Here is a 14,169-nt window from a genome sequence, read left to right as displayed (position 1 = left end):
TAATTTTTTCTTTAGAACGAACCGGTTAAACCAATCGTAAATATTTTCGTCGCAGGTGTCACTGACTGGTCGGTGGCCACGCGGAAAGGATCGCTACCACGCATGCTCACTTCAGGATCCTGACCAGTATAATTTGTCCATGTGTATAAGTTCTCTGCGGTCAGATACATACTAAGATTCTTAATCTTCAATTTGCTAAGTGTATTTGGCGCAAGCGTATAGCGCAGTGTGATGGTCCTGAACCTTAGGAAAGAAGCATCCTCAACATACCTGCTTGAACCAAGCCAGTTATAACCCGAGCCAAACAATGCACGTGGAATATCTGTTACATCACCTGGTTGGCGCCATCTTCTTAGAACAGCGGTACTTTGGTTATCGTAGTTATACATGTTGGAAGTGGTCATTTTCGTGCCGTTCACTACATCGTATTTATAGCGATAATTGAAGAAGGCAGTAATTTTTAATCTCCCTTTGAAAGTAGCACTGGCTCCAAAACCACCTGAGAGTTTCGGGTTTCCATTACCGAGGTAAACGACATCCATGTAATTGATGTTTCCATCGTGATTGACATCTTCATAAATAGCATCGCCTGCATGGAAAACATAATCAACCGAAGGATAATTAAAACGCATTTTAACCGGGGTTCCGTCGGGATCTAAAATTGGTTTGCCATCTGCTCCTTTTGCGACGGTTGCACTTTCATCCTTGTACACACCTTTGTAACGGAAGCCATAAAATGAACCAAACGGATTGTCTACCTGCATGTAGGTTTTATATTGGCCGTTTGCAGTAATGTTTCCTTTTTCTGTCGGATAGAAAGGAGATATTTCGCGGATTATATTTTGGTTACGTGCAATATTGAAATTAACATCTATTGCCAGGTTCTTACTTCTATAAGGAGTGAAATTCAAACCAATCTCCAATCCCTGGTTATCGAGTGTACCAACGTTCATATCAACATTGTTAAACCCGGTGAAGGAGGAAATCTGCAAGTCATTAAAGAAAAGATTTTCTGTACGGTTCTTGTACATTTCGATATCGAGGTTAAACCTGTTTCTAAACATGATGAGGTTAACGCCCACGTTCGTTCCCGTGATGGTTTCCCAACGCAGATTCTTTAACTCCATATTGGAAGGATATACGGCTGACCGTCCCAAATACCCCCAGTCAAAATTGGAATAGGTATTGTAGAAGGTATAATCTTTACGGGGCGCATTACCGCTAATGCCATAGCTTGCTCTTAAACTTAAATCATCCAGCCAATTGTGGAACTGTCTCATAAAAGGTTCGCCGGATAATCTGTATCGCGCAGATACAGACGGAAATGCTGCGAACCGGTAACTAGGGCCAAATCTTGAGTTGCCATCGGCACGTACACCAACATTGATGATGTAACGGTCCAGGTAGCTGTATTGCGTGCTAAAGGTCGCACCCAGGCTGTGTGTTTGATAGTTGGCCGAAGCAATACCAAGGTCGGCACTTTGTACACGTGATGGATCTGAAGGATCGGACAATATTGTAGTGGCCGCATTGGACGTCCGCGCCTCTTGTGTAACGCTTTTATTGTCGTACGTGAAAAAAATAAGCGATGACATCAATGAGTGTTTCACATTCTTTATTTGCGGCGTAAAGATCAGGCTCGTCTTTGTTTGTAAATTATATACATCCACATCGCCATCGTATGCGCGGTTCACAGAAGTCTCTGTCCACGGGCGCCCGGTAGCTGTTTGCGGTAGAAACGATTTGTTCTTTGTGTTGTTGATATCAAACTGAACATCAAAAACGGACATCAGCACATTTCTTATGATGGAATACTGGAGATTGAAATGCGGCGTAATTCTGTCCGTGGTATTATTGTACCGCGCATCTGTTGCCATGGCTACAGGGTTTACAGTACCGACAATTTTGTTTTTGGTATCTATGCCAATATACTGTCCCTGGATATTAGATGCGGGTGAGAAAAAGTTTGGTGTCTTGTTGCCAAATTCATCATATTCATAAATGCTCATGTTAGGCATTTTCTTGTACGCAACCTCTCTTAAGTTATCTGCATAGTTACGGTCGTTGCTCGTATGAGAATATGATAAATCGCTACGGAATTTTATCCTTGTCGACACGTTAAAATCGAGGTTGATGCGGGTACTGATACGCGTTAGGTTTGTACCAATTGTTGTACCCTGCTGCTGAAAGTAACCAAGTGAACTATAATACCTGGCCTTTTCACCACCACCTGTCATGGAAATATTGTGATCCTGCACCCAGCCTTGCTGGCTAATGGCATCTACCCAATTGGTGTTTTTACTGTAGTTGTTGTACCAGTACGGATCGTTGGGATCGTATTGAAACTCTTTCACTGATTGTGTATTCAAAGGAGTACCATTACGGTTCATATACTCTTCCGGAATAAGTGTTGAATACTGGTCGCCGGTAAGCATTGGAATCGTTGGCGGTTGCTTTGTAATAGAACCTTTGAAGGTATAAGTAAGAACGGGTTTTCCTACAGCACCTCTTTTGGTAGTGATCAGCAATACGCCGTTAGATGCCCTGGAACCCCATACTGCTGTAGCAGCCGCGTCTTTTAGGATTGTAATGTCTTTGATATCAGTAGGCGCAATATTGAGCAAAGAAGCGTATCCCAACTCATCGGCCGTACCAAAGTTAAAGTCAGACGGAATTTGTGTTTCATAAGGCATACCGTCTACAACAATCAGTGGATCGTTGGACGAGTTGATGGAAGATGTACCTCGAATTCGTATTTGCATACCTGCTCCCGGGTCGCCGGAATTGGCGGTAATATCTACACCGGGCAAACGTCCCTGCAAGGCCTGGTCGATGGAGGCAGCTTGCATTTCTTCCATTTCTTTTGCATTGATTTTTGAAACGGCGGTAGTCATATCCCGTTCAGCTATAGGCATAATCCCGTTGTCTACTTTTTTTGCCGATATAACAATTACTTCACCAAGTCCGGAGTGGGACGTTTTCATGGTTATATTAATTGTAGTTCTGCCGGCAATCGCCTGGGTGATGGATTCAGTTCCTATAAAAGAAAAGGAAAGGGAGTCACTTTTTTTATTGATGTGAATAGCATAGTTGCCTTCCACGTCTGTTGTTACAGCCCTTATGGTTCGCTGGTCCGCGTCTATTTCAGCAACTGTTACGCCCTGCAACGGTTTCTTCTTTTGATCAAGCACCTTCCCCTGCACGGTTGTCGATGGTTGGGAGCCTTGCGCCTTTACAGCGTTATGTAAAACAAGTAACAAAATACACAGGCTGATTACTTGTTTAATAAAACTTTTCATATAACTGTATGTGTAGTTCATTAATTTGTGTATTTCAGGTAATTGTCAATGAGATGGATGACTGTTCTGTTGGAAAGATTGTTACTGCTGGCAACAATTACATTGGCTTTTCTGCCATTCGCGTCAGTAATCTGCATACTGCCTGCCTGACTGATAACGGTGATTGGTACGACTTCGCCTGCAGCGTTTTTCAGCATCGATTCAAAGGCGCCGGATTCTTTGCCATTCGGCACCAGTGTTTTTTTGGCAAGTATGTGATACAGCACAAAATTGTCTACCTTTTGCCGGTCCGCCGCCGTCCACGTTGTGGCTGTCAGGTTTGGAATGCCGGTAGCGACATTACCTGGCAACATGCCATCTTTTACAGCTTGCATTATCGCATTATTGTTCGGTACAAAAACAGTATATAATGTTCCGGCCACTGTACCAGTTATTTCACCGGTTGTAGCATTATAGTTGGAAGAGTTAATCAAAAAATTGGCGAAGTAATTAAAGTCAGAAGCTGTCGAAGTGCCACCAAGATTCTTGATGTGCGTACCAATATTAACCGTGGTAAATTTCAACAGACCATTGAGATAATATACTTTACCGTTTTTAGTAGTTCTTGAGCTGTCTACTCTTACGATCTGCACGGGGCTTGCATCCTGTGTACCTGCAGATATAACCTGGTTAGTGTTCCACTTGATAAACTCACCGTTATCAGCCTCTGCAATGCCCGAACCGGAAAGGTCCGGTAGGTCACCTGGAATAACACTTGTACTCAGGATACGCAAGAGTTCCTGGCGTATCGATTCGCCGGATGTAAGGACTCCGGTAGAAGAAGTAAACGTATAAAGATTGGAGCTTGTGTTAAAATCATATCCTGCGGCTCTTAATACAGCATCAGGCATCATGAACATTGTATACTTTGAATTGAGGTTGGTAATGGAGAATTTGAGATCAGTGTTCAGCAAGCGGGTCATGATGGAAAACTTCGGATCGAGATAAGCGCGGGAATATACGCTTGAAAAAACATTTGACTCCTGCACTTTACCTGTTCCGTAAAACATTCCATTACTGAGTATTCTGTGATCAATTACGTCGGTTTGCGGATTGAAGCGAGCCTCTTCTCCAACAAAATTCATAGTTGATTTAAACTTGGTTGGCCATACCGGAGTTTGCCACATATGAGCATTCAGGAAATCCAGTATGATAGACGTTGGAACGTTATCGAATGATTTATAATACTCCAGCAACACATTCTTTTCATAGTCCAGTAAAGCATCATTCTTAGGCACAAAGAGGGTCCAGCAATTTTGCTGTCCGTCATTGTCCGCCAGCTTCAGATAATTTTCATTGTTGAGGGAAAATGCGAGGCCACTGTTAAAGGCTTTTACATAAACATTCTGATTATCGCCCGACAAAAGTTTGTATCGATTGGTAGCATCTGCATTAAGAATGAAGGTCGCCAAATATTTATCGAATAGCTTTTTGAATTCGCTGTATTCAGGTTTACTGCGAAGATATTCTTCAATAGATGCAAGCGGCGTAATTACTTTATCAATCTCATGTATCGTACCGTTTTCAGCGGCAATGTCTTTCGTTACCACTTTCGCTTCCATAACATTGAAGCCTGTATATTGAGAAGAAGGATAAAAATAGTTATAATCAGCAGCCCCAAGTCCACGGCTATTAAAATATACATCAGTAAAATAAGAGATGTACTTGTTATTGTTGTCGGTGGAAACATATGGCGAACCGTTTCCGTTTCTGTTCGACTGGATAGCTTTTACAACCGTTCCGTTTTGCATCGTGTCATTGTAAAAACCAGTATAATAAGTTGTACGGCGCCTGAAAGCCTGGTCAACTACCCAGCCGCCTGACTGAGACTGATAGTCATCTATATTGGCTTTAGTAAAGGAATTGTACACTAACAGATATTGAACCATTGCCCTTGCTTTGGTCGAATCTATTTTATCAATAGAAAGATTATTGGCTGCATAATACTGTTGAAACGCACTGTCATTGGGTGCAAACATAGTCCAGTAACCGGCTGCATTAAGAGTTGCAGCATAACCGGCTTTATCAATGACAGCCAGCAATTGTTTGAATTTTCCTTTTTCCTGCAGTTGCTGATAAATAGGATGAACAAGGCTATCGGGCCTCGCATAATATTCATCAAACTTTGTTTTATGGCATTGACAAAAGCATGCGGCAAGTAAAACAGGAATAAATATACGCAGCGCAAATTTATTCATAATGGTATGAAGATATTTCAGTGTTAAACAAATAGAATTGGCATCAGCCGGCAAGCCAGCTTACCTCACTACATTATTGTTCCCAGTATGTCGTTGTTGTTGTTGTTGTAACCGATGATTATTGATGAAGTCAGTGCGGATAATCGTTTGCACAAGCATAAGCACTATCAATAAAATAATAACCAGAGGAAGAAATAAAAGTGTAGTACAGATCGTGTACTGTGCGACTTGCGCGATTAGCGCATAAATTTTGGGTAATAGGCATGGCAGTAAGTTGGGTTGTGGTTTTGACCTGGAAAAAGCACTTTAAGATACTTGATTCATTTTTCAAAACCAATAAATCGTTAGTAAATTAGGTTGTTGTATCAAATATAAAACAGTGTATTATATTAACTGTCCTGACGTATCCTGCCTCTAATTAAAAATATGCACACTCTCCGGCGTCCAGTTTGACTTTCGATTGAATACTTTTTTTGACATCCTGCATTTGGGATGATTTACTTTAAGCAGCGTATTTCATTTCCTTTGAAAAAACATATCAATCGTCTAAACAGGATACATCAGGATGGGCACAATGATCGCAAACATTATCTTAGAAAGATATAAACGATTGTCTGCTATGCTCATTACCTTCTCTACAAAAAAACTGACACGTCTTTTTTGCATGTGCAACATGTTGTTTCCCGCGCATGCACCCGAACCCGTTGGCATGGATCTGGATACATAGCGTACGTATATATACGCAAACAATTTTTCCATTTAATTTATTTAATTCAAATAGACCGGCATAAAGCTTTATAACATACAATTACCGGACACAACCTTGGGTGTTGACCGGTCAATAAAAACCTCTTGCAGCCACCATTATGATATACAAAACAAACCGAATGAAAAAATTTCTCTTTGCAATTTTTTGTCTTTTTACTCTTGTAATTTTTGCAGCAACATCCGCTTTTGCACAACGACAGATGGAATACCTGAACAGAGGATTATATGCTGTAAGTGCCGGAAACGGCAAGGCTTTTGTGAGCTGGCGCATGCTGGCAACAGACCCTGATAACAGTAGCTTTAATCTTTACCGGGTAACAGGTAAAAGCAAGCCGGTAAAACTTAATGACCAACCCATTATTCAAACCACCACCTTCAATGACGAATCGTTGGATACAACGATAGACAATGTCTATTATGTAAGAACAGTGGCGGGCGGAAAAGAAGGAGAAACCAGTAACCGTTTTCTATTAAAAGCGCACGCGAAACCATATCTCTCTATACCATTACGTACTCCGCCAGGGTATGCACCCAATGACGCATCAGTTGGCGACCTGGACGGGGATGGCGAATACGAAATTATTTTACACCAAGTCGGGCGCAGCCATGATAATTCCCAGGCGGGAATTACAGACCCTCCAATAATTCAGGCATATAAACTTAATGGCGACTTTTTATGGCAGATCAACCTGGGAAAGAACATACGTGAAGGTGCACACTATACTCAATTTATTGTGTATGATCTGGATGGTGATGGCAAAGCCGAGGTGGCCATGAAGACCGCAGACGGAACAACAGATGCAAAAGGGAAAGTAATTGGCGATTCAACGAAGGATTGGCGCAATGAAAAAGGTTACATTTTAGCCGGCCCGGAATACCTTACTATTTTCAATGGACAAACCGGAGAAGCAGAGGCCACGGTTGACTATATAGTGCCCCGCTACCCTTCTACACAAACGCCTACTCCGCAGCAATTGAAGGAATTGTGGGGTGATGGCTACGGGAACCGGATGGACAGATTTCTGGCTTGTGTTGCTTACCTCGATGGTATTCATCCTTCACTGGTTATGTGCAGGGGATATTATACCCGTACAATTCTGGCCGCGTGGGACTGGTCGGGAGCTTCTAAAAAGTTAACCTCAAGATGGGTGTTCGATACCGACAAAGGTAATAAGGCCTTTGCGGGACAAGGCAATCACAACCTCACCGTTGCCGATGTAGATGGTGATGGCAAAGATGAAATTGTATATGGACAAATGACCGTTGATGACAATGGCAAAGGATTGTACAGCACAGGCATTGGCCACGCAGACGCTTTGCATGTGAGCGATCTTGATCCATCACGTCCCGGATTAGAAGTCTTTAGCACACAGGAACGCTTTGATGATGCCGGCGCCAATTTCCGCGATGCGAAGACCGGAGAAGTAATCTGGAAAAAAGCATCTATCAAAGCAGGCGACGACGGTGAAGGGCCCGGCCGTGCGCTCGCACTCGATATAGATCCCCGCTATAAGGGCTATGAATGCTGGGTTGCAGGTGCAGGGATCACTGGTGTGTTTGATTGCAAAGGCAATTTAATTGCGCCGAAAGCTCCCGCATGTAATATGGGTATTTACTGGGACGGAGATGTGTTGTCAGAAATATTAAACGGCGCCAATGTGGGCAAATACAATTACATCGACAATAACACAAGCACAATATTTGACGCACGTAATTTCAATTGCGTTTCCAATAATGGCACTAAACAAAACCCGTGTTTGTCGGCAGACTTGTTTGGCGACTGGCGCGAAGAACTGATCTATCGCACTGCCGACAACCAGGAATTGCGCATTTTTTCTACCACCATTCCTACAGAACGCCGCTTTTATACTTTTATGCAGGATCCTCAGTACCGCCTGAGTATAGTGTGGCAAAACGTTGCATATAACCAACCTCCGCATACCAGTTTTTATGTTGGTGAAGGAATGGACACGCCTCCCAAACCCAATATAAAAGTTTTAAAACCCCGATAGAAAAACATATTTATGAAAATATCAGAAAGCCGTAGAAGATATTTCCTTAACGTATTGTGGCTGCCCGTACTGGTGCTGTTCCTGACAGCATTTTCACTCCTACAAAGCAAGCCGGTTCTGTATATAATAGGCGACAGCACCGTGCGTAACCAAATCACAAATGGGCAATGGGGATGGGGCTCGCTGGTGGGCGATTATTTTGACAGCATCAAAATAGACATCAGTAACCAGGCAATGGCCGGCAGAAGTACCCGCACTTTCATAAAAGAAGGACGTTGGGATAAAGTGCTTTCCACATTAAAAGCCGGCGACTTTGTTATTATGCAGTTCGGCCACAATGAAGGTGCAAAGCCCGATACTTCGCGTGAAGGTTACCGTGGTGTACTTTCGGGTACTGGCGATGAAACCATTTCGCTAACCTGGAAGGACAGTACTAAAGAAGTGGTACATACCTACGGATGGTACATTAAAAAATTTGTGAACGACGCAAAGGCTAAAGGAGCAACGGTTATTGTTGCATCGATGATACCGCGGAACATCTTCAAAGACGGGAAGGTTGTTCGCGCTGATAATAATTTTGGTAAATGGGCAGCCGAGGCTGCAAATGCAAGTGGTGCCTATTTTATTAACCTGAATGCAATTACCGCAGATAAGTATGACGCAATGGGTCCGGAACTGGTAAAAACATTTTTTCCAGGTGATCATACACATACAAATAAGGAAGGCGCTGCAATCAACGCGGCCTCTGTAGTGGAAGGATTAAGGAAGATAAAGGACTGTTCGCTCAATAACTATTTAAAATAACATTTCAAGATTCAAAATTCTTGGTATACAAATCAATGTCGTTTCCGTAAGGGTACATCTTCTGAATGAGATTGCTTCGCCCATTCTTGTTTGTTTATCTTACTTGTTATAATTCAGTCATTTATCCTCTACAGGGGCTCGCAATGACGTGCCAGTTTCGAATTCTGCAGTAGCAGGTTGTTGGCTAAAGTTCAAAATAGTAGCGCCGTCATTGCGAGACTCTGTAGAGAATAGAAATTGTAAAAGGAAAACATTTCTGAATTGCGGGGAATGGGTCGAAGCAATCTCACCTAAGGAAGTTATTCTTAAGGAAACGGCGCTGATGCATAGATGATGATAGTTATGCTGGAGATTCCGGAAACTCAAACCCCACTTAGTCGTTGTTTAAACAACGGCTAAGTGGGGTCAACTTTTTTTAGGATAGATGACATTATTTATTGTCATCTATCATTGTAGCGCTATCATTTACCTGAAATTTTACTGTGTTCAGCAAATGAATAATTTCGGCTCCTGCTAATAACACCGGACCATATCCGTGAGCAGCATATAAGTTTGTTGGCCTGTAGTAATAAAATGCCGGATCGAATCCCATTCCGGTACCAACACATGTACCTTCCACCTGGCCCTTGTCATTTATTTTAGTCGAAATAGCGTTCCATGCAAGCAGTACCATTGGTGAGTAGGCTTTTGCATCCAACCAACCCTGGCTGATCCCGCGGGCAATACAATAAGTATATATTGCAGATGCTGATGTTTCCAGGTATGAATCATTTTTGTCCAATAACTGATGCCATAATCCCTGTGGCGCCTGCAGAGCAGCTAAGCCTTTTACATGAGCCCGATATTGCTCTAAAACATCTGCTCTCCCTTTGTAATCCGCAGGAAGCACATCAAGTAATTCCGTCATAGCCATTAGCGCCCATCCATTTGCACGGGCCCAATGAAATTCAGGATGTGGAGACATTCCTTCTATCCAGCCATGCATGTAAATATTGAGATCCTTGTTGAACATTCTTTTGGAAAACTGAAGTATCTGACGAATTGCATCATCATAATATGTAGACTGACCAGAAAGCTTACCCATTTGCGCCAGCGCCGGCACACTCATGTATAGATCATCCAGCCATAATGAATTCATCAAGGGCCGTTTCCTCGCAAACGTTCCGTCGGCAAGACGGTACTCGTTGTTAGAAATATATTTTATAAAGTTGTCAATTACAGGTTTCAGGGAAGCGTTTTTCGACAAACTATATGTTTTGATCGTAGCTGCGCAAATCGCTCCCGCATCATCCAGGGCATGCGGCGAAATGACTGTCCGCAAAGGATTCGGGCTTTTTGGGAATTGTTGGTTGAGCGCTTGAAAAGCGGGAACGGCATCAGCGATCAGGGCCAGTCGTTTAATGGTATACTCAGCATATCGATTATCACCTGTTTCTTTGGCTACCTGCAACATGCCGGAATATGTTACGCCCCATTCGTAACTTGTCAATCGAAAATCTCCTGCTTTGAAAACGATATTTGTATCAGCTATCGATACTTTCGAAAAAGATGCTGATGTTTTTCTGTTCTCGAATTGCGATGGAGTGGCTTCATCTAAGTAGTTAAATACTTTGTCAAGAATTGCTTTAACGCTTCCTTTAGCAGGCGCTCCATATGGAACAGGATAGGCAGGTTGCAACGCGTGTAATGGGGTCGTAACGTCATTCGCTTTTTGTCCATACACAACATTGAACGATAATGAAAATAGCAACAGGATTTTTTTCATAGCAAAACAATTTTTCAATTTATCAATACAATGTCGTTTAGTTGAGCGGTTTGAAAAATTAAAAGCATCTCGCTTGTCATCCCGACGAAGGAGGGATCTGGGTCTAACACTAGCGAACGCTACGCTTAAACAATCACGCAGATCCCTCCTTCGTCGGGATGACAAGCGGTGTTTTCTGTGGATTACAACTACCATTGTTTTAAAAATTCGTTAACTAAACGACATCAATACACCATTCTATTTTTCATAAAAATCCACTTCAATAATACTTAGCGTTTCTCCGGAGCTGCCGCCTTTTTCCGCCAAACCATCATCCAGTTTTTTCCCATTCACTTCCACTCCTTCTTCTTTCTCTTTATGGTTTTCACCTTTCAACAATTCAATTTTTACTTTCCTTCCTTTCTTGTGTTTGCACTGCATTGTGTAATAGCCTAAAGAGGTTTCAGTAGCACCTGCGAAAATCTCCTTGCCATCCAAAGTAACTCTTAAATTATAAGATTTGGATCTGAATTTATTCAATTTAATGCCGATCTCAGATATTGTTGCTTCTTTCTCCAATGTATATTCAATCCATGCTGTATTCAACTTTCCATCATTGGACCATCCTGATAATTCATTATCATCATAACTAAGGAACGCACTATCACTATGTGCCCCAGCTGACACTGAAGAAACATTCACTGATCTTCGAATGTCGACATATGATGGTGAAGCTGGTGTTGCGCCGCGTGAAAGATTAAGAGGAAGCCCTTCTGAAGGTAAAGAGAGAGAAAGCCCATCGTCGGCGATTAAAGCCTTCGTTGATAAAGACAGTGTGGAAGTCTTTAAACCATCCGCTGTAGCAGTGATTGTAATAGTGCCGGGCTGCGTTGTCGATCTCAGAAGAAATCTGTTTACGCCACCCTCTACCGGAAATGTTTTAGCAAGAATGTAATTATCGGGCCCCATTGCTATTCCACCTCTCCACTCTGCCGGACCTTGCAGTTCATAATGAATCATATTTAATGCTGTAGGACATCTGTTTCCCAAAGCATCTATCACTTCAACTTGTATCAACGCGACATCATGCCCGTCTGCTACAAATGGTGTTGGTCGCTCAACGCTCGTCAATCGCAATGCCACAGGCACGCCTGTAGTTATGATTGAATCTTCAGCGACAACCTTACCTGATGAATCGTAACCTATGGCTTTTATCGTACCACTCTCCCATTTCACGTTGTGAAACACAAACAGAAACCCATCACTATTTATCCCCTTGCCCAATGACCTGCCATTCACCTTTAATTCGACATTGGTTGCTGTAGAAACTACATAAATATCTTTTGTTACGCCGGGAGAATAATTCCAATGACCAATAATATGTAGGTGCTGCTTCTCAGGCACTACCCAGCCATCCCACATTACCTGGTTTGAATAAAAATTTTGCTTCTTTATACGCATGGCGTCAACCTCTCCACTCCTTCTGAAATTTTCCTCACCACGGTGATGAGTATTGCTTTCTGACCAAATAATGTTAACGCCACCACTGCTTACCCGTGCTCCTGTACCGGGCCTTTCTTTCCAGAACTCATACCAACGCTTAACATTTTCCACCGCATGACTTTCCATGTTCCGGTTATACGCAGCCGCATCAGGCCTTTTTACCATTGAGTTTGTCGCTGCTGACCAGTATTCTTTGGGCCCTTCTCCATCCTTGTGAAACGGCGGTGTATAGTCATCCCAGTACTTTCTGGAACCTTCATCGCGGGAATATTCCATCGCCCACATTGGTATATGGGCGCTTTTATTGGTGTAAAGCATTTCACCTCCATACTCCGCATTTTTACTATCAAGCATTTCCCTGCTGCCAATTGCACGTCCTCCATGTGCATCATATAAATCACGCACTTCCTTCATCTCTTTCATGTGACTCTCGCTGATGGATTCATTGCCGCATTCATAAAAAATGATGCTTGGATTGTTTCTATTGTAAACAATCGCATCCCGCATTAAGGCAACTCTCTGGTTCCATCGGGTACCTTCAACATCATGTTCAGCATCTCCTGCCTGCATTGCTTGCATGAGGCCCACCCGGTCGCAACTTTCAACATCCTGCTTCCATGGAGTTATATGCATCCACCTTACGAGATTACCGTTTCCTTCAACCATAAGGCCATTGCTATAATCACTCAGCCACGCAGGGACAGATTGACCAATTGCGGGCCATTCATTTGTTGTGCGCTGCGCATATCCATGAACCATGATTACCCGATCATTCAAATATATCATGCCATTTTGAAAGGCAGTTTTGCGAAATCCCGTAGTGGTCGTTACAACATCCACCGGACTATTATTGACTTTCAATGTCGTTTGAACTTTGTACAGATAACCATATCCCCAGCTCCAAAAATTTAATCCATTAATCAAACTTGAAGCCTTAAGAACTTTTGTTTGTCCGGGCGTTAAAACATCAGCTGGACCCGAGAACCTTTTCGTTTCTTTACCATCTGCATCAACAACGGATACTTCTAAAGTCACTTGCTGATTGGTGTTCGTTTCATTTTTCACCTCTGATTCAGCATGAATAACAGCGGACCGTTCTTTAATATCATAGTTGTCCCCATATACATACACGCCGGTGCTTTTCAAACTAGAGAACAAGGGTAATGTTTGATAAATTTTGGGAGTAATGTGCAGGTAAGCGTTCTTCGTTATGCCGCCATAGTTAACATTAAAATTTTTGTCTTCCCACTGAAACTTTGTCTTAGTCTCTCTTTCCCTGTAGTTCCAATCATTGTCAATTCTAACAGCCAGAACATTCTCTTGATCACCAAAAGCTACAATATCCGTAACATCGAAGCCAAACGACATCACACCGTTTTCATGTAAACCAATATACTTTCCATTCAGATAAAAATCTCCTGATTGGCGTATGCCTTCAAATTCTAAAAAAATCTTCGACCCTTTAGCTGATGCTGGCAATTTAAAATGTTTGCGATACCAGGCAATTCCTGTCGACATATCAGCAATATCTTTCTTAAAGGCCTCATCTTCATTCCAGGCGTAAGGCACAGTAATAGCCTTCCATGACGCATCGTTGAAACCTGCATCCTTTGCCGATTCGAGGTCTCCTACATAGACTTTCCAGCCACTATTAAAATTGAATTTTGTCCGCTGAAATGCTGTTTGCGCATTAAGATTGAGAGAAGAAATTTTCAGTAGCAAGAAAACCAGCAGCAGTTTTTTCATCGCAGTTGAATCGTTGTTTAAAACTAAATATGAGATGTTTGAGGGGTTAATCCATC

The 14,169-nt window shown here is 42.4% G+C and carries 7 protein-coding genes; 2 read left to right on the top strand and 5 right to left on the bottom strand.

What is annotated here, in order from left to right:
* Positions 1-11 precede the first annotated feature (11 nt).
* The 3 genes from QJ048_RS05830 to QJ048_RS05820 all read right to left on the bottom strand — a co-directional run bounded on the left by QJ048_RS05830 (position 12) and on the right by QJ048_RS05820 (position 6,295).
* Complete coding sequence (locus tag QJ048_RS05830; RefSeq protein WP_282333395.1) at positions 12-3,299, bottom strand: SusC/RagA family TonB-linked outer membrane protein; 3,288 nt, start codon at positions 3,297-3,299, stop codon at positions 12-14.
* A gap of 20 nt (positions 3,300-3,319) precedes the next feature.
* Positions 3,320-5,536 carry a fasciclin domain-containing protein gene (locus tag QJ048_RS05825; protein ID WP_282333394.1) on the bottom strand — a complete coding sequence of 739 codons (2,217 nt, stop codon included), beginning with the start codon at positions 5,534-5,536 and terminating at the stop codon, positions 3,320-3,322.
* Positions 5,537-6,082: 546 nt separating this feature from the next.
* Entirely contained in the window at positions 6,083-6,295 is a 213-nt protein-coding gene (locus QJ048_RS05820; RefSeq protein ID WP_282333393.1) for a hypothetical protein, read from the bottom strand.
* A gap of 128 nt (positions 6,296-6,423) precedes the next feature.
* On the opposite strand from QJ048_RS05820, the gene QJ048_RS05815 reads away from it, so the two are divergent.
* Both QJ048_RS05815 and QJ048_RS05810 read left to right on the top strand, forming a co-directional pair.
* Positions 6,424-8,316, top strand: coding sequence for a rhamnogalacturonan lyase (locus QJ048_RS05815; protein WP_282333392.1), 1,893 nt, complete (start codon positions 6,424-6,426; stop codon positions 8,314-8,316).
* A gap of 12 nt (positions 8,317-8,328) precedes the next feature.
* Positions 8,329-9,120 carry a rhamnogalacturonan acetylesterase gene (locus QJ048_RS05810; RefSeq protein WP_282333391.1) on the top strand — a complete coding sequence of 264 codons (792 nt, stop codon included), beginning with the start codon at positions 8,329-8,331 and terminating at the stop codon, positions 9,118-9,120.
* A 430-nt stretch (positions 9,121-9,550) separates the two neighbouring features.
* On the opposite strand, the gene QJ048_RS05805 is transcribed toward QJ048_RS05810, so the two are convergent.
* A complete protein-coding gene (locus QJ048_RS05805; protein WP_282333390.1) occupies positions 9,551-10,885 on the bottom strand; it encodes a glycoside hydrolase family 88/105 protein in 1,335 nt (444 codons plus the stop codon).
* 237 nt (positions 10,886-11,122) lie between these two features.
* Complete coding sequence (locus QJ048_RS05800) at positions 11,123-14,113, bottom strand: DUF4982 domain-containing protein (protein WP_282333389.1); 2,991 nt, start codon at positions 14,111-14,113, stop codon at positions 11,123-11,125.
* Between the last annotated feature and the right edge of the window lie 56 nt (positions 14,114-14,169).

Source organism: Pinibacter soli (genome assembly GCF_029961145.1).
GTDB lineage: Bacteria > Bacteroidota > Bacteroidia > Chitinophagales > Chitinophagaceae > Pinibacter > Pinibacter soli.
This window is presented reverse-complemented; position numbering and strand designations above follow the sequence as displayed.